This window comes from Aestuariibaculum sediminum (genome assembly GCF_014596945.1).
Lineage (GTDB): Bacteria > Bacteroidota > Bacteroidia > Flavobacteriales > Flavobacteriaceae > Aestuariibaculum > Aestuariibaculum sediminum.
In genome coordinates, this window is sequence record NZ_JACVXB010000003.1 from 30,133 (window position 1) to 56,309 (window position 26,177).

The window sequence follows — 26,177 nt, forward strand, 5'->3', positions numbered from 1 at the left end:
CTAATTATTTAGAATACAAATAACTTTGTAAGATAAGTGTGGCACTAATTTCATCAACTAATGCTTTATTTTTTCGTTGCTTCTTTTTTAACCCGCTATCTATCATGGTTTGAAAGGCCATTTTAGAAGTAAAGCGTTCATCAACTCTAAAAACTGGTATATTTGGGATTTGTTTACTTAATTTTTCTAAAAAAGGAATAATTAATGCCTCGCTCTCAGATGCCGTATTATCCATTTGCTTAGGCTCTCCTACTACAAATAATTCTACATCTTCTTGACTCGTATAATCCTTTAAAAAGGCTATTAATTCTTTTGTATCAACTGTGGTTAGCCCAGATGCAATAATTTGTAATTCATCGGTAACAGCAATTCCTGTTCGCTTCTTCCCATAATCTATCGCTAATATTCGAGCCATTAAAAGTGTTTAATCAAAAATAGTATTTAATATTAATAAACTGACATAATTATCAAAATTATCGCTAAAAAAAATGACTACTAAGGTTAGTAGTCATTTTTATATATAAACTTAAAATATCAACATGCATCAAATGCTTTATTATGCTTTAATAACTTTATTGATTTTAGGAAATAAAAGGCTTAAATTATCTACGTTTCTAATTTTGTTATAATACTTTCTTATATCACTAGTAGATTGAGCAATTGCTTCTTTAACTTCTGAAGAATCAATAAGTTCAACCATATTTGAATTATTTGTTACCTTCTTATTAGAAGTAACAACCTCACGACTTACTTCTGAAACCTTAACAATGGTATCTTCATTATTTACTTTAGAAGTATTTTGTGCACTAGCAATAGAAACTGAAAATAAAAAAACGATTAGGATGTAGATATTTGTTTTCATATTGTTTGGGGTTGTTTGTTGAGTCAAAGATATATTCACATCGCGCGTTCATCACAAATTATTAGATGTAGCATACTGATTTTTCGTTAATTAGAACAGTGACTTTTTTTATCGACAAACAGATAAAAACACCAATTTTTACGTTTAAAAACATCTAAAATGTATTTTATCGATGATTTTATTTTCTTAAAAGACAAAACACCTAGATTTCCCAGCGGAAAATCATCGATAAACAACACTCTTAAATTGTGGTACGCCCCTATTATTAAAATAGGATTTTACACTAGTATTCAATTTTTACATCCAATAAACAACATGAAAATCCAATAAATCTCAATAATGAAAACAATCAATTTTAATTATAGTTTATTACGCCTTATTTAAGCTATACATATTATATTTGTGCAAAATTTTATTACTGATGACAGAATTAAGAGAAATCATTGAACAAGCTTGGGAAAACAGAGATCTATTAAAAGATGAAAAAACAACATCGGCTATTAGAAAAGTTGTTGACCTTATAGATAAAGGAGAATTAAGAGTTGCTGAACCAGTAGAAAATGGTTGGCAAGTAAACGAATGGGTTAAGAAAGCCGTAGTGTTGTACTTCCCGATTCAAAAAATGGAAACTATAGAATGTGGACCGTTAGAATTCCACGATAAAATTCCTTTAAAAACAGGTTATGCTGAAAAAGGAATTCGTGTCGTACCACACGCTGTTGCAAGACATGGTGCTTATATATCTCCAGGAACGATTTTAATGCCTAGTTATGTAAATATTGGTGCTTACGTAGACGAAGGCACTATGGTTGACACTTGGGCTACTGTTGGAAGTTGTGCACAAATTGGTAAAAACGTACACCTTTCTGGAGGTGTTGGAATTGGCGGTGTTTTAGAACCATTGCAAGCTGCTCCAGTAATTATTGAAGACAATGTATTTGTTGGTTCGCGTTGTATCGTTGTTGAAGGTGTTCATGTTGAAAAAGAAGCTGTATTAGGTGCTAATGTAGTTTTAACCATGAGTACTAAAATTATTGACGTAACTGGAGATGAGCCTGTTGAAATGAAAGGACGTGTTCCAGCGCGCTCTGTAGTCATTCCAGGAAGTTACACTAAAAAATTCGCTGCCGGTGAATACCAAGTACCATGTGCTTTAATCATTGGAAAACGTAAAGAAAGTACAGATAAGAAAACATCTTTAAACGATGCACTTCGTGAGAATGATGTAGCTGTTTAATACAAAAAATATTATATATAAGAAATAACTACCTTGATATACATAAATTGAGGTAGTTATTTTATTTTTATCCCAAATTAAAAGTCGATTTTAAAAAACTTTAACCATTCAAAATATGCGTATTTGCATTACCCGTTCTGAAAAATATGCCTACTCCGAAACCTTTATTCGTGACCAAATAAAAGGATTTTCTGAATTGGCAGAAGTATTCCCTGTTCATAGCGGACGCTTTCCTGAACGGGAGGAAAATGGTAAGTTACTGAGCCCTTTACCTTTTTGGGCGCTGCATAAATTATTGAAAACCTTTATAGGTAGAAATAACTTTTTCAGCAATTATGGCATGAAAACGTTTTTCAATACCCATAAAATTAATGTTGTTTTAGCTAATTATGGCATATCTGCCGCGCACATGGTTCCTGTTTGTAAGGCCTTAAATATTCCCTTAATTGTTATATTTCATGGACATGATGCAACCAATAAGAAAACACTAAAAAAGTATCATGAGAAATATTTAAAACTATTTGATTATGCATCGGTTATTGTGGCTGTTTCTGAGGTTATGAAACAAGGATTAATTAAGGAAGGTGCCAATACTGAAAAAATCTATGTAGTTCCTTGTGGCGTAGACATTGACAAATTCACAGCGAATTTACAGCTGAAGCACAATAAAGATTTTCTTGCTGTTGGACGATTTACACAAAAAAAAGGTCCGTTACATACCATAAATGCTTTCAATAAAGTTCTAGAAAAACATCCTGACGCGACTCTAACTATGGTTGGAAAACAAAATGGTTTATTTGAAGACTGCGAACAATTAGTGAAGCACTTAGGTATCGAAAAATCGGTGTGTTTTACTGGTGTATTAGATCAAAAAGATATCGCTAAGCTCATGCAAAAATCGCTAGCTTTTGTACAGCACTCTATGGTGGCACCCAATGGTGATATGGAGGGCACACCTGTAAGTATCATGGAAGCTTGTGCCTCCGGATTACCTGTAGTAAGCACTTTTCATGGAGGTATTCAGGATGCTGTAATACATGAAAAAACAGGCTATTTAGTCGAAGAAGGCCATATTGAAAATATGGCTAAATATATGATTTCTCTATGTGACAACCCAAAAAATGCACAAGAATTAGGTTTACATGGTTCAGAGCATATTAAACTAAACTACAATCAAGACAAGCAATTGAAAAAACTTTATAAACTCGCTAAACAAGCCATTACAAAGTAATTACCTGATTAGTTTTTTGTAACTCCATTTTTTCTATGAAGCAGTTTAAGTCATTTAAACTTTCTTCATGTACTTCTAAAATCTTATCGTAAAGCGAAACTTTAATGTGATGCAAATTGTTCATAAAGGCGTCTATTTTATCCATTGATTTATCTTTACAATCATTAAAATCAACTGAATACTCCTGCATTCCCAGATAGTTATAACACTCCTTGCCTTTTACTTCATAACTAATATTAAAAGCTGGTGTTCCATTAATCATCGATAATATACACATATGCAATCGTGTACCTATAACAAAAGCATATTTAGTGTTTAAATAATCTGTTAACTCATAAAAGGTATTATAGCTCGAATTAACACGAACTCTACCAACAACATCTGGCCGACTTGCTAATATGTTTCTTTTAATTTTCATTGCGGTTTTCGAATCATCTACATAGCCCTCAACGCCCTGACAAGTAGATATAAATTCAATATCGAATCCGTTATCTAAAACTCTATTACACAATGATTCTATTAACTCGTAATAAGCATCCATACTTCTGTTATCATGCTTCCAAGGACGAACAGACACTGCCACCAAATTCGATTTTTCTGCTTTAGAAACTCTTGGTTCTAATAAGAAAGCAGCATCTTTAGTTTGATAGATATCTGAATCTACAGTTGTAGAATCTACAACTTCTTTAGAAAAATTATCTCTAACTAAAATTAAATCAATAGACTGGCTATATTGATTTAGCAAGCCTTTATCTCTTTCATTTAATGGCCCGATAGACTGTGAATAAACTGCTGTTTTCTTATCATCATTCTTAGCTTTCTCTAACGGTAACAAACATTTTTTTAATCCGTAGTAAGAATTCATATAACCTCCTGGGCTTCCTACATAAACATCAAAACTTTTGTATTTTCTATTTACCAAGTAATTTGCCTTTAAAAAGATTTTTTTTACAAAGGTAGCTCCAACAAGAAGGTTGTAATCCAACAATTCTCTTACCAAAGGAAGGTTTGGATATTTTTCTTTTAAGAACTTATAATAAAAGGTAGCGATAGACACATCAAAACCTTTCTTTTTTAAAGCTTGATACAAGGCTAAAACTAATGCCATATCTCCAACATTTACGGCATAAGCATTTGTAAGTAGTACTTTTGTTTTCTTTGACATAAAGCTATATACGTTTAAAACAACTATTTAGTTCTTTTTATTCCAAAATTTGTCCATGCAAGTTTTTGGGATTTCGTATTTGCCCGTATTGCCAAATTTTTATTAATTGATTCTTGATTTTTATACCCTCTCGGATGGTCTAGATGCAAACAAATAGCACTGTAACGAATTTGTTTCGACTTGATACCTAAATTAAATAGGCGCTCACCTAATTCACGATCTTGACCACCATATTGCATACGTTCGTCAAAACCGTTTACCGCTAAAATATCCGATTTCCAGCCTGAAGCATTATGCCCGTTCCAGCTCGCATTGGTAGGCGTTAAAGTATTTAATACTTTTTCTTTTAATCCTGTGGCTGTTAATTTATTATTTTTAAAAGACGATTTTAATCCTTTTGATTTTAACCAAGGTAACTTAAAGCAATTTTGTGATAAAATATCAGCCTTTGTTATGGCTTTAGAAATAGTCATGGGCAACATAAAATACCCCCCAGATAAAAAATACCCCGCTTCCCTATTATCCATATGGACCTGAACATAATCTGCTCTAGCAATACAATCGCCATCACTCATTAAAATGTAATCGGCATTACACTTTACAATGGCTTTGTTTAATATCTGTGATTTTTGAAAACCATTATCTTCATGCCACACATGAATAATTGGATAATGCACTTCCTTCTGCATTTGCTCGATCAAATCGAATGTGGGTTGTTTCGATCCGTCGTCGGCAATGACAATTTCAAAATCTTTAAAGGTTTGCGCCTCATAACTCCAGAGCACTTTTTCTAACCATGCTTCCGAATTATAAGTACTTATAATGATAGAAATTTGTGGGGTACTATTTGTACTTTTTAATTCCAAACTTTGTAATCTTATGTTTATTCGTTTTTGTCGCTTTACGAATAGCCTTGTTGAATTTTATTACCTCTTCATTTTTATAAGGCCTATCGTGGTGCAAATGTACGCAAATCGTACTATATCTTACCTGCTTAAATTTTATTCCGTTATTAACAAGTCGTTCACCAATTTCACGGTCTTCACCTCCATATTGCATACGCTCATCAAAACCATTCACATCTAAAATAGCTTGTTTCCATCCAGAAACATTCATACCGTCAAATGTTGCTTTAGTTGGTGTAAATGTGTTTAGAAGCCAGGATTTCATTCCATCAGCAGTCAATTTATTGGTTTTAAATGATTTTTTTAATCCATTATTTAAAAGCCATTCAAGCTGAAAACAACGTTGGCTCACAATATCTTCTTTTGATATTACATTTGAAATGTGCTCAGGAAGTTTAAAATACCCCCCAGACAAAAAGGTGTTACTTGTTTTTAATTTTAAGTGCGTTTCAACAAAATCGCTTCGTGGAATACAATCCCCATCAGTAAAAATTAAATAATCTGAAGTCGTTTTTAAAATGGCTTTATTTAAAATTTTTGTTTTTCGAAACCCATCATCCTCCTGCCAAACATGCGTAATCTTTAAATGGGACGTCTCTTTAAATTTAGTTATTAACTGTTGTGTTGAAACCCCGGAACCATCATCGGCAATAATGACTTCGAAATTGGATTCGGTTTGAAGTTCATAACCCCAAAGCACCTTTTCTAACCATTCCGGTTGATTATAAGTACTAATTATTACCGATGCTTTATATACGCTCATTGCGGCAAAAATAACTATTTTTACCAACCTAAACACAGAACATGATTAAACTATCGGGGGTTATTATAACATTTAATGAAGAACGTAATATTGAAAAATGTCTGAAATCTTTAATAAATGTGGTCGATGAAATAGTTGTAGTAGACTCGTTTTCTACGGATAACACTAAAGCCATTTGTTCCAGATACAAGGTAAAGTTTATAGAACAAAAGTTTTTGGGTTACATCGAGCAAAAAAACTTTGCACTGGCACAGGCTAGCTTTAATTATATTGTCTCACTAGATGGTGACGAAGCCTTATCTGAAACTCTCCAAAAGTCCATTATTAAGCTAAAAAGCAATTGGACACTTAATGGATACTATAGCAATCGTTTTAATAATTTTTGCGGTCAATGGATAAAACATTCCGATTGGTATCCAAACAAAAAACTACGGGTTTTCGACCGACGTAAAGCCCAATGGAAAGGTATAAACCCGCACGACAATGTGGTTTTGCATCATCCAAACGATAAAACAGGCTATTTAAAAGGTGATATTTTACACTGGACTTACCAGACATATTCAGAATTTAATTTAAAAACAGAACATTTTTCAAGCATTTCCGCTAAGGCTTATTTCGATTTAGGCAAAACAGCGCCTATTTGGAAAATCGTTTTTAATCCCACTTGGGCATTTTTTAAAGCCTACTTTTTGAGGTTAGGATTTCTTGATGGATTGAATGGTTTTGTAATTTGCGTTCAAACGGCAAACATTACCTTTTTAAAATACACCAAACTCAGAGAATTAATTAAACAGACATCTTAAGTGTTCTTCCAGAATTTCAATTTTTTCTTTAATCTTTTCTTGCGATGAAAACGCTCCTGAAAGGCTTGCGTTTCACCCCACATTAAATTAAAAATCTTCTCATAATCATACCCTGAACATTTTGCATATTCATCACTCATAACTTCGACCATAGATTTATGAATAGTTAAACGGGAAAAATTCTCAATTCGGGTTTTAAAATCCAATGTTCCAAAATGCATGCGGTTTAAATCGACTAAATAAAAGCCATAAGTATCACCTTCTTTTCTTATTAAGGTGTTTCCCGGAGAATGATCTAGAAAATGAATTCCTTTTTCATGCAAGCTGAAAGTAAATCTGGTAAAAGCCCTTAAAATATTATCGTAATCTGGGTAATCAAATTGCTTTGTAAGCTCCCGATAAGTCAGGTCGCACTCCAATTGTTCGCTTACATAATAACTTTTAGTAAAAAACAAAAACGATTTATACTCGAAATAAGCTAAAGGCTTTGGGGTACCAACACCCATTTCCATAAGTTTACTCGCATATAAAAAAGAACGTTCTGCCTTACTTTTTCTAAAAAAATTATAGACAATTTTATTTAAAATATTAGGAACTTTAAAGGCCTTGATATTAATATTGCAATCTTGAACTTTTACTATTTTTATAATGTTACGTTCTCCCTCGCCTCCTTTTATAGTATCAAATTCATGAATAATCTGTTTTAATTCTTCTTTAAAATACGACTCTAAACCTTTACTAAAAACCTTAACTTCTTTCATGTATAAAAATAATGACATATAAATTAAAAATTGCCATACACAACAAATCATTTCGTCGAGTATTGTAAATTTGCAGGGTTGCAAATATAAGGTTGAAAATATGATTAAAGAAATAAATAAAGCTTTAGAAGTTTTAAAAAATGGAGGTATAATTCTTTACCCTACCGACACGGTTTGGGGTATTGGATGCGATGCTACAAATCCAGAGGCCGTTAAAAAAGTGTACAATTTAAAAAAACGTGCCGATAGCAAAGCGCTTATTTGTTTGGTAGCCGATGACCGCATGCTAAAAAAATACGTTAAGCAAGTGCCTTTAGTGGCTTTGAATATTATAGATGTTACCGATAAACCTACTACCATTATTTACGACGATGCCCGAAATTTAGCTAAAAATTTAATAGCTGAAGATGGCACTATTGCTATTAGAATTCCTGACGATGAGTTTTGTTATCAGTTAACACGCCGACTTAATGGCGCTTTAGTTTCGACATCGGCAAATATAAGTGGTGAACCCACTCCCAAAGCCTACAAAGAAATAAGCCAAGAGGTTTTAAAAGGTGTAGACTATGTTGTAAATTTGCACCACGAAAAAAAATGCGACAAACCATCATCAATCATTAAATTGAGCAATAGTGGTGTTGTGAAGATAATTAGACCTTAAAAATACATACTTTCAAAAACTAACAACCTCATAAAATATTGGTGTTTAGTGCTTGAAATTTGATAATTATGAACCATAAGCAAGCTCTAGAGCAAAACATATTTAAAGTAATTTCTCAATCTGCCAAAGAATTAAATTTAGAAAGCTACGTTATTGGTGGTTTTGTTCGCGATTATATTTTAAAACGCGGAACTGCCAAAGATGTTGATGTTGTTGCCGTAGGTGATGGTATTAAACTAGCGAAACAGGTTGCTAAAAATCTTCCCAACAAACCAAAAGTACAGGTTTTTAAAACTTACGGTACAGCTATGCTGCGCTATAACGACATTGAAATTGAATTTGTTGGCGCTCGAAAGGAGTCTTATGACGAAAACAGCAGAAACCCCGCGGTTGAAAACGGCACCTTAGCCGATGACCAAAACCGTCGTGATTTTACAATAAATGCTTTAGCGCTTAATTTAGGAGAAGACCATTTCGGAGATTTATTAGATCCATTTGATGGAATTAAGGATTTAGAAAACAAAATTATCCGTACGCCTTTAGATCCAGATATTACTTATAGCGACGACCCATTGCGTATGATGCGTGCCATTCGATTTGCTACGCAACTTGGGTTTAAAATTGAAGATGAATCACTAAAGGCAATTACTAGAAATAATCAACGTATTGAAATCATAACCAATGAGCGTATTGTTGTTGAATTAAACAAAATTCTGGAAAGCAATACGCCTTCCACAGGTTTTCTTTTATTAGAAAAAACAGGGCTCTTACTATACATTCTGCCTGAGTTAATGGCTCTTAAAGGCATCGATGAAAAAGAAGGTCAGCGCCATAAAGACAACTTTTATCACACTTTAGAGGTGGTTGATAATATTGCAAAAAACACCGACAACCTCTGGCTTCGCTGGGCCGCCTTGCTACACGATATAGGTAAAGCCCCAACAAAAAAATTCAGTAAAAAGGTTGGTTGGACCTTTCACGGACATGAGTTCGAAGGTTCTAAAATGGTGTATCACTTATTCAAAAGATTAAAAATGCCATTAAATGACAAAATGAAATTTGTTCAAAAAATGGTGCTTATGAGTTCACGTCCTATTGTCTTAGCCCAAGATATAGTAACAGATTCGGCGGTACGTCGTTTAATTTTTGATGCTGGCGATTACGTAGATGACCTAATGACGCTTTGCGAAGCCGACATTACGACTAAAAACCCTAAAAAATTTCAAAAATACCATAACAATTTTAAGATTGTTCGCGAGAAAATTATCGAAGTTGAAGCGCGCGATCACGTTCGTAATTTTCAGCCACCTGTTTCAGGCGAGGAAATTATGGAGACTTTCAACCTAAAACCATCAAGAGAAATAGGAATAATAAAAGAAGCCATAAAGGAGGCTATTTTAGAAGGCGAAATTCCTAACGAACACGAGGCGGCTTACAATTTAATGCTTAAAAAAGGGGAAAAATTAGGTTTGAAAGCAACAAAGTGATTTGGTCACGATATAATTATTAAAATTTAGACAATAAAAAACTTGAAAAGAAATAAATCAAATAAAGATAACAAAGCAGTAATTTACTGGCTTTTATCGGGGTGCTTACTCATTTTTATAATGGTTATTGTTGGTGGTATTACACGCTTAACCGACTCAGGTCTTTCAATTTCAAACTACAAGTTAATTACCGGCACTATTCCCCCAATTGGCGAACAAGAATGGCAGGAAGCTTTCGAGCTATATAAGCAATATCCAGAATATCAAAAACTTAACAGTCATTTCACCATTGAAGACTTTAAATCAATTTATTTCTGGGAATGGTTACACCGGGTTATTGGCAGAACCATTGGGTTAGTATTTATTGTACCTTTTATTTATTTCTTAATTAGAAAGAAACTCACCAAAAACACCATTAAAAAATGTATAGTTCTTTTAGCCCTTGGTGGTTTTCAAGGCTTTTTGGGGTGGTATATGGTAAAAAGTGGCTTGGTAGACATGCCCGATGTTAGTCATTTTAGATTAGCAGCACATTTAATTACTGCCTTTATAACGTTTGCAGCAACACTATGGGTTGCCCTGGATTTAATTTATCCGAACAGAAAACCAACCAACAAACCCATGAAGAAATACATTATTATTGGTTATAGCATTTTAATTCTTCAAATTATATATGGTGCATTTGTTGCTGGGTTAAAAGCTGGGTTATTACATAATCACTGGCCATTAATGAACGATGGCAAGTTTATTCATTTTACCGCTTATGTTTTGGAACCATTCTATAAAAACTTAATCGAAAACCCAAGCGGTATTCAATTTGTTCATCGTACTCTAGCATATTTAGTTGTAATTAGTATGATTCTTATTTGGCATAAATCGAAACAATATAATCTAACCACTTTACAACAAAAAGGCGTTAATAGCTTAGTTATTTTGGTTTTTGTTCAATTTATATTAGGTGTGTTTACTATATTACTTCAAGTACCTTTATGGTTAGGCGTTGCACATCAAATTGGTGCATTTTTCTTATTAAGTGCAATGACATTTACGCTACATCGCTTTGCTAAATAATTGACACTTAAAAGACTTGATTAAATATTAAAACCTAAGAAAATAATTTTTAAAAAAGCTTGCAGAGTTTACGTTGTCCTTTATTCAGTGAAACAAAAAAAACATACCTTTGCACTTTAACTTTTTACAATGATTTACAGATTTAGAGTTATACTTGATAACGATGTAGAAGAAGACGTATTTAGAGATTTAGAAATACGTGAAAGCGACACACTTGAAGACTTACATAATGCCATTACGCAATCTTTTGGATTTGACGGAAACGAAATGGCTTCATTTTATTTAAGTGATGACGAGTGGAATCAAGGTGAAGAAATCTCATTATTCGATTTAAGCGATGATAACTCGTCGCGTTTAATGAACGAAACCACAATAAACGACACTGTAAATACCAGCCAAACCAAATTAATTTACGTTTACGATTTTTTAAGCATGTGGACGTTCTTTGTTGAACTTGCTGAAATTGTTGAAGAAGCTGATGGCGTCGATTACCCAAACCTTATGTATGTTCATGGTCAAATACCTGATTCAGCTCCAGAAAAAAACTTTGAAGCCGAAGACGAATTTGATGAATTTGGTTCTGAATTTGACGATGAACTGGATTTAGACGATTACGACAGTTTCGACTTTGACGAAAACTGGAACTAAAATTTCTACTTAAACTTTAAGGGATTTACATTCTCATAATTATGGGTTAAATATTCTAAAGAACGCTTTAGGATATTTCCCATAGATTTACATTTCTTAAAATTGGTATCTAAAGTATAATCGTAAATTTTATTTTTAAGTAAATCGATGTTTTCCTTTTTTGAAATCGTATCGTTTTCCATACAAGCCAGTAACTCATCAATACGATCATGAAAACTTTTTAATCGCTTTACCAATATGGAACGTTCTTCAATTTTATATTGATCGATGGATAATCGCTGAAATGTTTCCGAAACCAATTCTACCATTTTCAGATTTTCTTTAAAAAACTGCGGACGATAAATATTAAACTTTCCTTCGTAAGACTGCTGATCAAAATCTATTGCCCTGATTTTATAAACCACATGATCGAAATCGTGTGTAGGGACAATAACATAATTATATGAGCGCATATCACCTAAAAGCCGAATCATGCAACGCTCGTTAAATTTTACAAACTCTTTGGCTATTTGTGATTTTTCAGATTTATCGCATTTGGGTAAAAATTTTTTAATAAACTCATCACCTGGAATGCCCGCAATATGCTCCTCGATTAACGTGTCTTTATACACTAAAAAATTTAAATTATAAGGCGACAACATATGCTCAAGCTCTAAACCATAAACCCTTGAAGCATCTGCCTTCTTAATATAAAAATACGTATAATTGTCGTTTAAAATGTTTCTAACTTTAATTCGGAATGGTTTCGAATTTCCGAACGTACAATAATCAATAGCGTCAACACTTAAAAAAGGTAATGTGTTTTCATTACCATCAGAATGCAAAATGGTGTAAACCTTTTTTAGCGACAATTCAATCTCTTCACGCTCAAAATCGTTGTAGTACACTCTAATCCACAATGTATCATTATCCTCTTTATCGTAAACCACAATCGACCCTTGAAACCTCAGCAAATCATCATAAAAAATAGGCAACTCAATGTTCCTGTTATATTCGGTTAAATAGGCATCTAACTTTTCGGTAATCGGGTATGAAGGTTTTCGCTTCGAAATTATTAAATCATCCATATCATGCAAACTTACGCTCAAATCTAACATTATTTTGGCGTTACCACAAGGGTCGGGCTTTCCGCTATATCTTTTTCTTGTGCAAAACGTTTTCGCTCAATAAAAAGGATGCCGCTGCAATCCCTAACGCATTTTTTAAAAATCAACCTTTAATTGTAACAAATCAATCTCATTATCGTCGTATTAGAAACGAACTTAAAAAAACGATTTATTTGGAGCCAATACTAACCATTAATAACCTTACAAAACAGTTTGGAACATTAACCGCAGTTAACAATTTATCATTTACAATAAACAAAGGGAATATTTATGGCATTTTAGGCCCTAATGGAAGTGGCAAATCTACAACTTTGGGCATAGTGCTGAATGTAGTGAATAAAACCAGCGGTGATTTTAAATGGTTCGATGGTCATACCACAACACACCATGCTTTAAAAAAAGTAGGAGCCATTATAGAACGTCCTAATTTTTACCCTTACATGACGGCTACCCAAAACTTAAAACTTGTCTGTAAAATAAAAGGCGTAAACACTAATAAAATTGATGAAACGTTAGAAACAGTAGGCCTTCTAGACCGAAAAAACAGTAGATTTAGTTCTTATTCGCTGGGTATGAAACAGCGTCTTGCCATAGCCTCTGCCCTACTTAATGATCCAGAAATATTAATACTAGACGAACCTACAAATGGTCTGGATCCACAAGGCATTCATCAAATAAGAGAAATAATTAAACAAATTGCCGAAAAAGGAACTACTATACTACTCGCCTCTCACTTACTTGATGAAGTCGAAAAAGTTTGTACACATGTGGTCGTGCTTCGAAAAGGAGTAAAACTATATTCTGGTCGCGTAGACGAAATGATTTCGAGTCATGGGTTTTTCGAGCTTAAATGTAATAATCAGGACGCCCTTATTAAGATGTTAGAAAATCACAAATCATTTTCCAAAATAAAAACAAAAGATGGTCTGATAACAGCTTTTTTAAATGAACGTATGGATAGCGGAACGTTTAACCAATTCCTCTTTGAAAACGGCATTATTCTAACTCATTTAGTGCAACGTAAAGAAAGTTTAGAAGAACAATTTTTACAACTAACCGATAAACTTTAAACGCTCAACCCACTAGCTATGATTCGATTATTAAATTTAGAATTACAGAAACTTTTACTAAACCGAACGAGTAAAATTCTTATATTCATATCGTTTATTCTACCTTTTTTGGTTATACTATTATCTTCTATAAAATTCAATGTTTTTGGTTTATTTACTTTGGAGTTAGGCGAATTGGGCGTATTTAATTTTCCTGTAATCTGGCATTTAACCACCTTCTTTGCGTCACAATTTAAGTTCTTTTTCGCTATTGTTGTGGTAAGTATGATAGGTAACGAATACAGTAACAAAACCATAAAGCAAAACTTAATTGATGGCCTAAGCAAAAAAGAATTTATTTTATCCAAATTCTATGCTATTGTTTTCTTCTCTTTAGTATCTACTATTATCATCGGGTTTATATCCTTGTGTATTGGTTTATATTACTCTAGTTATAATGAGTTTAATATTATTATTAGAGAAACCAGTTTTTTAGTCGCATATTTTGTCAAACTAGTCGGTTTTTTTAGTCTTTGTTTATTTTTTGGAATGCTTGCAAAGCGCTCGGCTTTTGCTCTGGCTTTTATCTTCATTTTATTCATTATGGAGTGGATTGGCTTCGGACTAATAACCTGGAAATTTAATGCGGATATAGCAGAAAAAATTCAAAACTTTTTTCCTTTAAAATCCATGTACAAATTAATCGACCAACCTCTTCAACGCATCGCTATGAGTAAGTTTCCTGAAAAAGAACAACTACTCTATGATTATGGTGTACACACCTATGAAATTCTTATAGTTTTAGTTTGGACAATGCTTTTTATCCTTTTATCGTACAGACTGTTAAAAAAGCGCGATTTGTAACTATCTTTTTATAGATTTGTTACAATATGAAAAAGAAAATAACGGCCTTATTAATATTCTTTTATACGCTTACAGGTTTTTCTCAAGGTGAAGCATCTAACTGGTTTTTTGGTGATAATGCCGGAATCCGGTTTAACCCCGATGGAACAATTTCTAATCTTAGTAATGGGCAATTAAGCACCACTGAAGGCTGTGCCACAATTTCTGATTCTAATGGAAACTTATTGTTTTATACAGACGGCGTTACTGTTTGGAACAAAAATCACCAAATGATGCCAAATGGTTTTGGTCTTTACGGTGATGCGTCCAGTACGCAATCGGCTATAGTAGTACCGCACCCAAGTGACTCTAATCTTTATTTTATTTTTACAGTAGACACCCGAATTTTTAGAGAAGATCCAGATTTTGGTTTTAATTATTCTATGGTCGACCTTAATAGAAATAATGGCCTTGGTGATGTGACTATTAAAAATGTTAATCTGCTTCCAAATTCTTCTGAAAAAGTTACTGCCGTTGTAAAAGACTGTCAGAGTCAATCTATTTGGGTTATTACTTTTGCCCCTGATGGCGGCCAATTTTTTGACACATTTTATGCATACGAAGTAAGCACATCTGGTCTTAATACCACGCCAGTAAAGTCTAAATTTAATATTTCTATTGTGGATGATCGCGGGTATTTAAAATTGTCGCCCGATGGTACCAAACTGGCCTGTGCTAATGCGAGTTCAGGGTTATACCTTTACGATTTCGATAAAACTACCGGTATAGTAAGTAATCAAACAAATATCAAAATTAAATTCTCACTCAATAATCGAAAACTTCAGTTGCCATACGGAGTTGAATTTGCACAAAACAACGAACTGCTTTATATATCGACATATTACGAAACTACCGAAGAAGAAGGCTTTGATCCTACTGCACAATACGGCGCTTTGCTTCAATACGATTTAACAGATACAGACATTGCAAACACCGAATTTGTTTTAGACCACAGGCAAACTTATAGAAGTGGATTGCAATTAGGACCTAACGGTAAAATATACAGGTCCATGAATATTAATTACCTAAGAGGGTTACCTTATTTGTCTGTAATAAATGAGCCAAACAAAAAAGGTGCCGATTGCCGATATGAACACAACGCTTTAAGTCTTAATCGCAATGGACGTCAAGGCTTACCGCCATTCATTACTTCCTTCTTTTCTGAAAAGATTGATATCATAGGAAACAATAGTAGCACTACAGAATTACACTTATGTGAAGGTGAAAGTTATACATTACAAGCACCAGAAATACCTGGCGCAACCTATACATGGTCTTACAATGGTACAGAAATACTAAATTCCAATTACACGCTTAATATTGATAAGGCTGGTGTTTATTCCGTTTTTATCGACCCCAATACAGGTGACTGTGATAAAACTCTAGAAGGCTTAGCAAATGTAATGTACAATTCTAATCCTCAAGCTTTCGATTATACCCTAACCCAATGTGATGAAGATGCTACGCCTGGTGGTTTTACCCGATTTAATTTAACAGAAGCTACTAGTTTTATAACCAATAATGACGACAGGATGGTGGTTGAATATTACACAGATCCCGTATTAAATAATAGAATTACTTTACCCGAAACTTACAATTTTAATGCGGATCAGCCTCAACCTGTTTATGCCAAAGTTATTAATCCTGATTTAGGATGTTATTCCGTTTCAACATTAACTCTTGATGTAAGTATTAATCAAATTCCTGATTTTACAGTAACTCCGGTTTGTGATGAAATTAATTCCGAAGACGGACTTAACACATTTAACCTTAACACTATAGCAAATCAAATTCAAACTTTAAATAACACATCGTCTTCTATTTCCTTTTACACCTCTTTTGATGACGCTTTGCTGGAGCAAAATAAACTTAGTACTAGTTTTAAAAACACAACACCTTATAGTCAAACCATCTATTCCAGAATTGAAAATAGTAATAGTTGCTTTGGAATAAACAAGGTTTTTTTAACCGTTAACAAACTACCTGAAATTGAAGCAACAGCGCAAGCTGTATATTGCTTAAACAGCTATCCTCAAACCATACAAATCGATGCTGGAATAACGAACGATGACCCTAACAATTACACCTATAGCTGGTCTAATGGAGAAACAACACACGATATCGCCATTAACGAAGTTGGTGTGTATACGGTTACAATATCAAATGTGGCAGGATGTAGCAAGGAGCGAACTGTAACGGTTGATGCTTCTAATATCGCAACAATAAACAATATAGAAGTTAAAGATGCGTCTAGTAATAATTCAATTACTGCTTTGGTTTCAGGTGAAGGAGTATATGAATTCGCACTATACACTGAAAACCATGAACCAATAACAACATACCAACAAAGCAATACCTTTACAAATATTAGAGCAGGTATATATAATGTTTATGTTAATGATGTAAAAAACAATTGTGGCACAATTTCTCAAACGGTTTCTGTAATTGGATTTCCAAAAGTGTTTACCCCCAATAATGATGGCTTTAATGATACCTGGCAAGTTTATGGCACCTCTAAAATGTTTCAAGCGAACACTAAAATTAAAATTTTTGATCGCTATGGTAAATTGCTAAAAGAATTAACTCCATTAGTTGGCGGTTGGGATGGAAGTTTAAATGGCAAAACCCTTCCAACTGATGATTACTGGTTTTTTGTCACTCTTGAAGACGGTCGTATTTTTAAAGATCATTTTACTCTAAAACGATAATTTTAGCTAAAACTCTTAGTTTCATCGTGTTTTTCTTGCATTACATCTGAAATTTAGCTAATTTTCGTGACCTAAAACTTGGCTTTAATTTGAGCTCCCAACTTTTTAACTGTGGACAAAAAAACACAAACCTACCTAAGCTTATTCTTTATCGTTATTGGTTGTCAAATTGTTCTTTCTCAACAAATAACTATAGATAATACAGTAACCGAAACCGACCTGATCGAAAATCACCTGGCTACAGGTTGTGTTGAGATTAGCAGTGTTGTTTCTCCCGTGAACGGAAGCACAAATGGCTTTTCAAGTTTTGGCTCTTTCGATAGAGGAACAACAAACTTCCCTTTAAGTAGCGGTATTGTTATTTCTAGCGGAAATGCAGCCTCCGGAGCCAATAATACAATTTCAGATGACTTGAGTGATGGGGATTTAAACTGGGGAACAGACCCAGATATTTTAAATGTTTTGGGTATTGATAATACTGCAAACGCCACAGTGGTCGAGTTTGATTTTGTAGCCATATCCGATGTTATTCAATTTAATTATTTAATGGCTTCCGAAGAGTATTATGCAAATTATCAATGTGATTCTGATGATGGCTTTGCTTTCTTAATTCGTGAAAGCACCGCTACAACATATCAAAATATAGCTTTGGTTCCTGGAACCAACGACCCCGTTACGGTTCGTAACATACATGAAGAAGTTTTAAATATTTGTGGGGCTTCTAACGAAGCTTATTTTGACGACTATAATGCTGGTAATACCAATTATAACGGAAGAACTACAGTTATGACAGCTTCCGCCAATGTCATTCCTAATACAAGATACCACATTAAACTACTCGTATTCGATTATGGTGGCGATGGCGAATTTGACACCTCTGTATTTATCGAAACCAATTCATTTTCAACTTTGTCATTAGGTGAAGACATTACAACCTGTGCTAATTCCACAACCTTGGATGCTAATTTAAATAACCCTTTAGCTACTTACCAATGGTTTCTAGATAACAACTTAATTCCAAATGAAAATGGTGAAACTTTAACAGCTACAGCAAGTGGCACCTATCGGGTTGAAGCAACAATACCTGTGGGCGATTCAACCTGTGTTGAGGATGACGAAATAGTGGTAACTCTAAACACTGAGACACCAATCGACCCGGTTTCCGATTACACCTTGTGTGATGCTAACGGTGATGACGTAGAAACGTTCGATTTGTCAACAAAAGATAATGATGTAGCAAGTGTTATCCCTTTTAGTAATTATTCATTTACTTACCATCCTTCGGAGGCCGATGCAAGAGCGAATAGCAATCCCATTTTAGCACCAATACAAAACACAACAAACCCACACCCTATATATGTTCGTATTGTTGATACCGATACTGGATGCCCAGCCTACACTTTTTTCAATTTAATAGTAAACAACCTTCCAATAATAAATACCCCTAGCAACTTACCCGTATGCGATAACGATTCTAATCTGGATGGTTTTACTGCTATCAATTTAACCCAAAAAGATGATGAAATTACTGGTGGTGACACGAATTTGGTCGTTACCTATCATGATTCGCAAATCAATGCCAACTCTGGTTCAAACCCATTAAATAGTACAAACTACACCAACTCATCGAACCCGGAAACCGTGTATGTGCGAGTTACGAACACCCAAACAGGCTGTGCTAATACAACAACCCTAACAATCGATGTTACTTTGAGCCCAAATGTTCTTCGTGACACGCAATACATAGACGCCTGTGACACCGATAGAGATGGTAATGCCATTTTCGATTTAACTATTCGGGAAGACGATATATTACAAGGACTAAATGGCGTAACCGTAACCTACCACCAATCTGTAGCTGACGCTAATTCGGGTACCAATCCTATTAATGATCCTAATAATTTCGAATATACCAACTCCACCCCAGAGCCGGGCGAGGCAACCATTTACGTTCGTATTGAAGACGATAACACGGGGTGTGCTACCGTTGTTCCTCTAGAAATACATACTAATTTACTACTTACTGGAACCGACACTAATGAGTTTGCTTTATGCGACGATGGTAATGGTAGTGGTTTTATAAACTTCGATTTATACACCGTTGAAGGCTATATTATAAACGATTTACCCTTCCCTATTTCTGTGAATTTTTATGAAAATCAAGCCGACTTAGATAATGGAAATAATATAAACAAAGCAAATCCTTATCCGGTTAGCAATACAACCCCAAAAACATTACTCATACAAATTTATAATACCGATACCGGATGTGTTGAAAATGAAGATATAGTTTTACGTGTTAATCCCATACTGCTTTTTACCCCTATCGATCCTCTCCCATTTTGTGATAATGATGATGATGGTGTCGCTAACATCGATTTAACCCTTTTTGATGATGAAATATTAAATGGAAATACAAACTTCTTTGTCACCTATTTTGCTTCCGAGGATGATGCCAGACAAAATATAGCACCTTTACCAAATCCGTATCCCGTAAATCAATCTGCAAATATTTGGGCTAGGATTCAAAGTACGACAACGGGATGTCATACCGAAAATAATTTCACTATAGAAGTCGTGCCTGCTCCAACCACTTCCCAACCTTCAGATATTATAATTTGTGATGCTGACCAAGATGGTTTTTCTATCGTAAACCTTGAAAATACATATTCTGAAATCGTATCTAATCCAAATAACCATGATATATCGTTTCATACATCTTTAGATGATGCCAGAACAGGATCCAATGCCATATCTAGCCCTAGTAGCTATAATGCCAATACGCAATTGCTATTTATTAGAATTGTCGAAACCAATGCTAATACAAGCTGTCCTGCCATTGAAGCTTTACGTATTATCGTTAATACACTTCCTGTAATTCAAGATATTAGTAATTATAAAATTTGTGTAGATAGTGGTACGACCTCAGCAAATTTCTATTTGTATGAAAAAGATGCTGAAATTTTAAATAATCAAATTGGTAAAGAGGTGTTTTATTTTGAAGATGCTGCTTATAATATACCTTTAAACAAATATTCTGCGTATAATAGCAGTGGAAGTCAGACCATATATGTTAGAGTTGAAAATACTTCGGATCCAAATTGTAATGCCACCTCTTCTTTTCAACTTGAATTAGCCACAAACCCTGAATATAACACCGGATTTACAGACTTCCCTCCTGTATGTCAATCCATACATGGTGATTACACCTTCAATTTAGAAGAAAAACGTCAGGAATTTATGCAAGGAAGTCCCGATAATTTAGTTATCAATTTTTATCTAAGTGAAGCAGACGCATTAAATAACGCCAATACAGCATTGCCAGATGCCTTTACATATACCGAACGCCAAGGCCAGTTTTATGTTCGTATTGAAAAATCTGAAAATTCCTGTGCGGTAGTTGAAGAAATTAGTTTTGTAACCTTCCCTACACCATATATTGAATCGGCTACTATTCCTGCAGTATGTGACTCCGATTACGACGGAATTACAACCATTGATTTGGAAACAACCTCATATAATATTGAAAATGTCAGATTTAGTGATGTCGAAATTTCATTCTACGAAGATTACGATGAGGATACCATGACACTCACAAACCAGATTCCGGATACGCAAATTAATACTTATCCCGTAACTACAAGTAAAACCATATATGTAAAGGCAGAAATTACCCAAACCACATGTTTTGATGTTTACGCCCTAGACCTCGTAGTTAACCTTCCTCCTGAAGTTAATACAATTGACCCTATAGTTTTTTGTGACAATACAACCAGTACATACGATTTAACCCTGGTAGACGATATGTTGGTTGATAATTCCAATAACATAACGATCACATATCACAACAGTCAACCAGACGCGGATACTGGAGCGAACCCTTTAAATAAAAACTACACATACAACAATAATAATCCTACCATTTTTGCAAGAATAGTAAATAATACAACAGGATGTTTTATAACACAAGCGTTCCAACTTCAAATTAACCCTAATCCAATTGCGAATACACCTCCTGATTTAGAAGATTGCGACGATGATTTTGATGGTTTCTTAGAATTTGATTTAACGGTAAATAATGCAGCCATTCTAGGAAATCAAAATGCAGCTGACTATACAATAACGTATTACAATGATATGAATGATGCGCTTGATGCTAGAAATCCTTTAGGTGATATTCATGCAGCAGTAAATACAGAAATAGTTTATGCCAGAATAGAGCATAACATAACCGAGTGTTTTGATGTTACGCAATTTTCAATTTATGTAAATCCATTACCCGTAATCCCTCTAGAAGATGTAGAACCCTTATGTATAAATGACCTACCTCAAACTTTTAATGCTGATACTGGAATGGCAGGAGATACTTATTTGTGGGACACTGGTGAAACTACTCCTGAAATCCAATTAGATAAAAATGATTTAGGAATGCACTGGGTACAAGTTACAACATTAAATGGTTGTTCGTTTACTAGAAACTTTGAACTAATTGAGTCTGAAGATGCGACTATTAACTTTACAACAAAAGTAGACTTCCAAGATCCTAACAGCATTACAATAGATGTAAGCGGAATTGGAAACTATGTGTATATTTTGGATGGCGGTGAACCACAAACCTCAAATGTATTTAATAATGTGACTTTCGGACTTCATCAAATTACCATACGAGATTTAAATGGTTGTGAAGATGTAATTACCGAAGTTTATGTATTTGATATTCCCAAATTTTTTACACCGAATAACGATGGTGTTTTCGATAATTGGCATGTTATAGGTATTGAGCAACTTCCTGGAACCATAGTTTATATTTACGATCGGTATGGAAAGCTTTTAAAAACACTACCACATAATAGCATTGGTTGGGATGGTACTTTTAACGGCAATAACATGCCTTCAAACGACTATTGGTTTGTAGCTAAAATAATGCAAGATGGAAACCTTAACGAAATAAAAGGACACTTTGCACTTAAGCGGTAAATTAACTTTTTCTAAGAAATTAAAAAACTAGTTTTTCAACCTCTATTAATTATTAAAATCATTATTAATTATTTATATATTTGTTAGTTATGATAACTAACAAACAACTAAACTACCTTTGCATACTATTTACTATTTGCTTCCTGAGCACTAGTAAAAAAATATATTCTCAAGCAAGTTGCTCACTAGGAAACCCTGTATTTACAGAAAATTTTGGTTCGGGTGTAGCACGCCTGGGGCCTTCGCTAAATCAAGACCCAAATGCCGATGTGCATCCTAATTTCAGGCCTGCTCAACTGTATACTTACATAGGAGGAAACGGCACAGTTGGCTATGACCAATACGGATTAATGAAAAACCCGTATGATGCCGCTCCTGGTGGCGCTACATGGAATAATAGTTTTACAGACCATACCGGTAACACCAATGGCTATATGTATTATTGTGATGCTGGGACAGATTTAAACGTATTTTATGCTCAAAAAATTGATGGTCTATGCAATGACATCGAATATGAACTATCGGCTTGGTTTGCAAAGTCAAACGAACCAGGGTACTTTATAGATCCAGATATTAAATTAATTGTAGGCTTTACCGATGCTAACGATATACCGTTAGGCAACATAATAGAAGCTAATACAGGTTCTATTTCCGGTATTGGAGCTAACCGCTGGCATCAAAAAACGTTGGTTTTTACGGTCCCTTCTGGAACCGAAAACATTTATTTCATGCTAAAGAATAATGTTTCCGGACAGGCTGGAAACGATTTGGCTATCGATGACATTGAAGTTAGACCTTGTGGCCCACTAATAGATATTAAGGATGCCGCTAACAACGTTACAAATAACGAATCGCATTGTCTGAATGGTACTGTTGACAACAATATTTCATTAAACGCAGAAATTCCTAATAATTTTGTTATGATTTGGCAAGAATCAACAACGCCAGGTGTTTGGACCGATTTGCCCAATGAAACTTCAAATACACTTAATTATACAATTTCAGCCAGCTCAAATCCGTTTCATCATTTTAGATTGAAATTTGCTCACAATGCGAACAACCTGTTAAATTCTAGTTGTAATTTCTTTTCTGACCCTATTTTATACTATTTTACAAACGCTAATACGGCGCCAAATTTAGAGTTGTGTGATGATGATAACGATGGAGAAATGACTTTCGATTTAACTCAGCAGAATAATCTCATTTCAAGTAATCCAGATGTAACCATTACGTATTACAATAGTTTAAACGATGCTCAAACTGGCCCATCATACATAGCAACACCAAACAATTTTTTAAGTACTAACACTACCATTTACGCACGAGTAGAAAACAATTATAATCCCGATTGTTTTTCAATTTCGACGTTTAAACTAGAAGTTTACCCTTCGCCTTTTCCTCTAAATTCAAATAGCATCAACCCAATTCAGGAATGCGATGACGCTTCGGTGGGAACAGATACCGATGGTTTTAAAATTACCGATATTACACAAAGAGCTAATGACATTTTAAACGGACAACCGGCTACCGACTTCACTTTAACTTATTTTACAGACGGCTTGTATGTTAATGAAATTTTAAACCCCACAACGTTTATAAACACTATTTCTGGAGGTCAAACCATTTATGTAAGAATGTCCAATAATAATAAAAGTGAATGCTATGCCGATACTAATTTTATTTTAGACATACCTGAATTACCCACAGTAATGGCACCTGGAATTTATGCCCAATGTGATGATGCTTCAAACGACGGTATTGCTCTGTTCAATCTAACTTTGAATGAAATAAAAACAGAAATTAACCCAAACTTTATGGCCGAAGGCCTAACCTTTACTTATTATAACGACCCCAATGAAGCAGAACTTAAAGGTGCCAATATTCCGTCACCCGAAAGCTATCAAAATAGTTTAGCGTTTAGTGAAACTATTTATATTCGTGTGGAAAACCCCAACACCTGCTACAGGGTTGTTCCTTTACAATTACAAGTAAATCCTTCCAGCAGTGCTTTAGATAGTTATAATCCAACAGCTATTCACCAATGTGATGACGGTGCCGATTTTAGAGATGGTATTTCTACTTTTAACATGTCCGCCATAAAAAGTCATATTTCTAACACGTTATTTTCTTCAATTCCTGCATCCGTACATTTTTATGAAAGTCAGAACGATGCCGAGTTAGAAATTAATGAAATTATTAATATCGATGCTCATGAAAACACTAATTCGCCAAACAGTCAAAATATATGGGTACGTATTAAAAGCAGTTTGGGAAATGACTGCCTTGGTTTAAAAGAATTTCAAAATTTATTAGTGGTTGAACCTTTGCCAACAGCTAACCCCGTTACCATCGCGGCGCAATGTGACTTTGACATCTCTGATAACGTTCTAAATTTTCCGTTTGACATCTCTCCAATAGAAAATATAGTATTAGGAACACAAGACCCTAATTCTGTTACCGTAAGCTACTACGACGCCAGCGGGGCAATGCTACCAAGTCCGCTACCGAATCCGTTTTTAACAGAAACGCAAACCATAACTATTCGTGTAACTAACAATGTGACACAGGATCCAGATGGTGCCTGTTACGCTGAAACCACTTTAGACTTCGTGGTGGACCAACAACCGGTGGCTCATCCTGTGGCTTCACAAATTTTTTGTGACGATGGTAGCGATGGAACAGCCATAAATGACGGATTACATACTTTCGATACATCCACGTTTTCAAATACCATTTTAGGGAATCAATCTAATATGGAAATCTATTTTTCATATGATGATATTGATGGAAATACCATTACCGACGCCACTACTCTACCAAATCCTTTGGTTTCCGATTCTCAAACAATAAACGTTAACGTTATAAACCCGATTAACACAAGCTGCGTAGCTACAACAACCATCGATTTAGTCGTTAATCCTATCCCTGAGTTTTACATGAACGAAGAAGAAATTGTTTGTACCTCAGACCCCAGTTTTACAGTGACACTAGCTCCTGTGCAAAATAACCCTTCTGAGACCTTTGATTATTCCTGGTCCTTTGAAAATGGTAACGAAATTTCCAACGATAAAACTCTTGATGTATCCACTCCTGGAACTTACAGCATCACTTTAACCAATCCAGCAACTTTATGCAGTACTACAAAATCTGTTATAGTTAAAGCTTCAGAACTAGCAACGATTACACAGGATGATATTACGGTGGTCGATATTTCAGATCATAACAGTGTTACCATTAACAACCCTGCGAGTTTAGGCTCGGGAAGCTACAAATATGCTTTAGAATCAAAAGATGGTTTAATCATTTTCCCTTATCAGGATCAACCTGTATTTAATAACGTTAGAGCCGGTGACTACACTCTATTCGTCAAGGATGATATTTGCGGAATAGCTGAATTAGATGTATTCGTAATTGGTTATCGTAAATTTTTCACGCCTAACGGCGATGGCCAGAACGATTACTGGAAAATTCAAGGTTTAGATCAATCTCAAACTACAAGTATGGTTTATATTTACGATAGGTACGGCAAATTAATAAAACAATTGGATCCTTTGGGTATTGGTTGGGATGGCACGTTTAAAGGTAAAGTTCTCAGCTCCGACGATTATTGGTTTAAAGTTCAACTTACCGATGGAAGAACCTTTATGGGGCATTTTACTTTAAAACGATAAATGGTTATAGTCTTGTTGGTTTCTAAAGTTATAAGTTTATAAAAATGCTTTTATTTTATTTAATTAAAAATCAGTAGTTATTGATGAATTTTACTATTTTGTCTAGGATATTTTTTAATAGATGTATTTTCAATAATATGTGGTAAATGGATACTAAACGCACTATTAA

19 protein-coding genes are annotated in these 26,177 nt (G+C 34.4%); 12 read left to right on the forward strand and 7 right to left on the reverse strand.

Going from position 1 to position 26,177, the window contains the following annotated elements; genetic code table 11:
• Window positions 1–4: 4 nt before the first annotated feature.
• Together ruvX and ICJ83_RS07870 are read right to left on the reverse strand one after the other, a co-directional pair.
• Window positions 5–415, reverse strand: a complete 411-nt coding sequence (gene ruvX, locus ICJ83_RS07865; RefSeq protein ID WP_188229839.1) for a Holliday junction resolvase RuvX — start codon at window positions 413–415, stop codon at window positions 5–7.
• A 141-nt stretch (window positions 416–556) separates the two neighbouring features.
• On the reverse strand, window positions 557–862 hold the full coding sequence (locus ICJ83_RS07870; RefSeq protein WP_188229840.1) for a hypothetical protein: 306 nt from the start codon (window positions 860–862) through the stop codon (window positions 557–559).
• 421 nt (window positions 863–1,283) lie between these two features.
• Here ICJ83_RS07870 and ICJ83_RS07875 point away from each other — a divergent pair, with 421 nt between their 5' ends.
• Window positions 1,284–2,099 (forward strand): 2,3,4,5-tetrahydropyridine-2,6-dicarboxylate N-succinyltransferase, encoded by an 816-nt coding sequence (locus tag ICJ83_RS07875; protein ID WP_188229841.1) that lies wholly within the window; start codon window positions 1,284–1,286, stop codon window positions 2,097–2,099.
• A gap of 295 nt (window positions 2,100–2,394) precedes the next feature.
• Window positions 2,395–3,330: a glycosyltransferase family 4 protein gene (locus tag ICJ83_RS07880; protein WP_394354310.1), complete on the forward strand. Its 936-nt coding sequence runs from the start codon at window positions 2,395–2,397 to the stop codon at window positions 3,328–3,330.
• On the opposite strand, the gene ICJ83_RS07885 is transcribed toward ICJ83_RS07880, so the two are convergent.
• From ICJ83_RS07885 to ICJ83_RS07895, 3 genes are read right to left on the reverse strand one after another with little or no spacing between them, the layout of a single operon-like run.
• Window positions 3,320–4,495 (reverse strand): polysaccharide pyruvyl transferase family protein, encoded by a 1,176-nt coding sequence (locus tag ICJ83_RS07885; RefSeq protein ID WP_188229843.1) that lies wholly within the window; start codon window positions 4,493–4,495, stop codon window positions 3,320–3,322. The genes ICJ83_RS07880 and ICJ83_RS07885 overlap by 11 nt on opposite strands.
• A gap of 23 nt (window positions 4,496–4,518) precedes the next feature.
• Window positions 4,519–5,361, reverse strand: a complete 843-nt coding sequence (locus ICJ83_RS07890; RefSeq protein WP_188229844.1) for a glycosyltransferase family 2 protein — start codon at window positions 5,359–5,361, stop codon at window positions 4,519–4,521.
• Window positions 5,339–6,163, reverse strand: coding sequence for a glycosyltransferase family 2 protein (locus ICJ83_RS07895; RefSeq protein WP_188229845.1), 825 nt, complete (start codon window positions 6,161–6,163; stop codon window positions 5,339–5,341). Before ICJ83_RS07895 ends, ICJ83_RS07890 begins: the two co-directional genes overlap by 23 nt.
• 41 nt (window positions 6,164–6,204) lie before the next feature.
• Between ICJ83_RS07895 and ICJ83_RS07900 the strand changes: the two genes are divergently transcribed.
• On the forward strand, window positions 6,205–6,966 hold the full coding sequence (locus ICJ83_RS07900; protein WP_188229846.1) for a glycosyltransferase family 2 protein: 762 nt from the start codon (window positions 6,205–6,207) through the stop codon (window positions 6,964–6,966).
• Here the strand turns inward: ICJ83_RS07900 and ICJ83_RS07905 are convergent.
• A complete protein-coding gene (locus tag ICJ83_RS07905) occupies window positions 6,963–7,727 on the reverse strand; it encodes a lipopolysaccharide kinase InaA family protein (RefSeq protein ID WP_188229847.1) in 765 nt (254 codons plus the stop codon). The two genes, ICJ83_RS07900 and ICJ83_RS07905, sit on opposite strands and share 4 nt — an antisense overlap.
• Window positions 7,728–7,827: 100 nt before the next feature.
• Here ICJ83_RS07905 and ICJ83_RS07910 point away from each other — a divergent pair, with 100 nt between their 5' ends.
• The 4 genes from ICJ83_RS07910 (at window position 7,828) to ICJ83_RS07925 (ending at window position 11,594) form a co-directional block, all read left to right on the forward strand.
• The gene (locus ICJ83_RS07910; RefSeq protein WP_188229848.1) at window positions 7,828–8,388 is read left to right on the forward strand and encodes an L-threonylcarbamoyladenylate synthase; all 561 of its coding nucleotides are present in this window, start codon (window positions 7,828–7,830) and stop codon (window positions 8,386–8,388) included.
• A gap of 68 nt (window positions 8,389–8,456) precedes the next feature.
• Window positions 8,457–9,875 (forward strand): CCA tRNA nucleotidyltransferase, encoded by a 1,419-nt coding sequence (locus ICJ83_RS07915; protein WP_188229849.1) that lies wholly within the window; start codon window positions 8,457–8,459, stop codon window positions 9,873–9,875.
• Window positions 9,876–9,917: 42 nt separating this feature from the next.
• A complete protein-coding gene (locus tag ICJ83_RS07920; RefSeq protein WP_188229850.1) occupies window positions 9,918–10,946 on the forward strand; it encodes a COX15/CtaA family protein in 1,029 nt (342 codons plus the stop codon).
• A 129-nt stretch (window positions 10,947–11,075) separates the two neighbouring features.
• A complete protein-coding gene (locus ICJ83_RS07925) occupies window positions 11,076–11,594 on the forward strand; it encodes an IS1096 element passenger TnpR family protein (protein ID WP_188229851.1) in 519 nt (172 codons plus the stop codon).
• Window positions 11,595–11,599: 5 nt separating this feature from the next.
• Here ICJ83_RS07925 and ICJ83_RS07930 read toward each other — a convergent pair whose 3' ends face one another.
• Entirely contained in the window at window positions 11,600–12,691 is a 1,092-nt protein-coding gene (locus ICJ83_RS07930) for a hypothetical protein (RefSeq protein WP_223154657.1), read from the reverse strand.
• Between the two features lie 182 nt (window positions 12,692–12,873).
• On the opposite strand from ICJ83_RS07930, the gene ICJ83_RS07935 reads away from it, so the two are divergent.
• The 5 genes from ICJ83_RS07935 (at window position 12,874) to ICJ83_RS07955 (ending at window position 26,008) form a co-directional block, all read left to right on the forward strand.
• Window positions 12,874–13,770, forward strand: a complete 897-nt coding sequence (locus ICJ83_RS07935) for an ABC transporter ATP-binding protein (RefSeq protein ID WP_188229852.1) — start codon at window positions 12,874–12,876, stop codon at window positions 13,768–13,770.
• A gap of 18 nt (window positions 13,771–13,788) precedes the next feature.
• Window positions 13,789–14,613 carry an ABC transporter permease gene (locus ICJ83_RS07940; RefSeq protein ID WP_188229853.1) on the forward strand — a complete coding sequence of 275 codons (825 nt, stop codon included), beginning with the start codon at window positions 13,789–13,791 and terminating at the stop codon, window positions 14,611–14,613.
• A gap of 26 nt (window positions 14,614–14,639) precedes the next feature.
• Window positions 14,640–17,360, forward strand: a complete 2,721-nt coding sequence (locus ICJ83_RS07945) for a T9SS type B sorting domain-containing protein (RefSeq protein WP_188229854.1) — start codon at window positions 14,640–14,642, stop codon at window positions 17,358–17,360.
• Window positions 17,361–17,471: 111 nt separating this feature from the next.
• Window positions 17,472–22,337 (forward strand): T9SS type B sorting domain-containing protein, encoded by a 4,866-nt coding sequence (locus ICJ83_RS07950; RefSeq protein ID WP_188229855.1) that lies wholly within the window; start codon window positions 17,472–17,474, stop codon window positions 22,335–22,337.
• 89 nt (window positions 22,338–22,426) lie between these two features.
• On the forward strand, window positions 22,427–26,008 hold the full coding sequence (locus ICJ83_RS07955) for a T9SS type B sorting domain-containing protein (RefSeq protein WP_188229856.1): 3,582 nt from the start codon (window positions 22,427–22,429) through the stop codon (window positions 26,006–26,008).
• Window positions 26,009–26,177 lie beyond the last annotated feature (169 nt).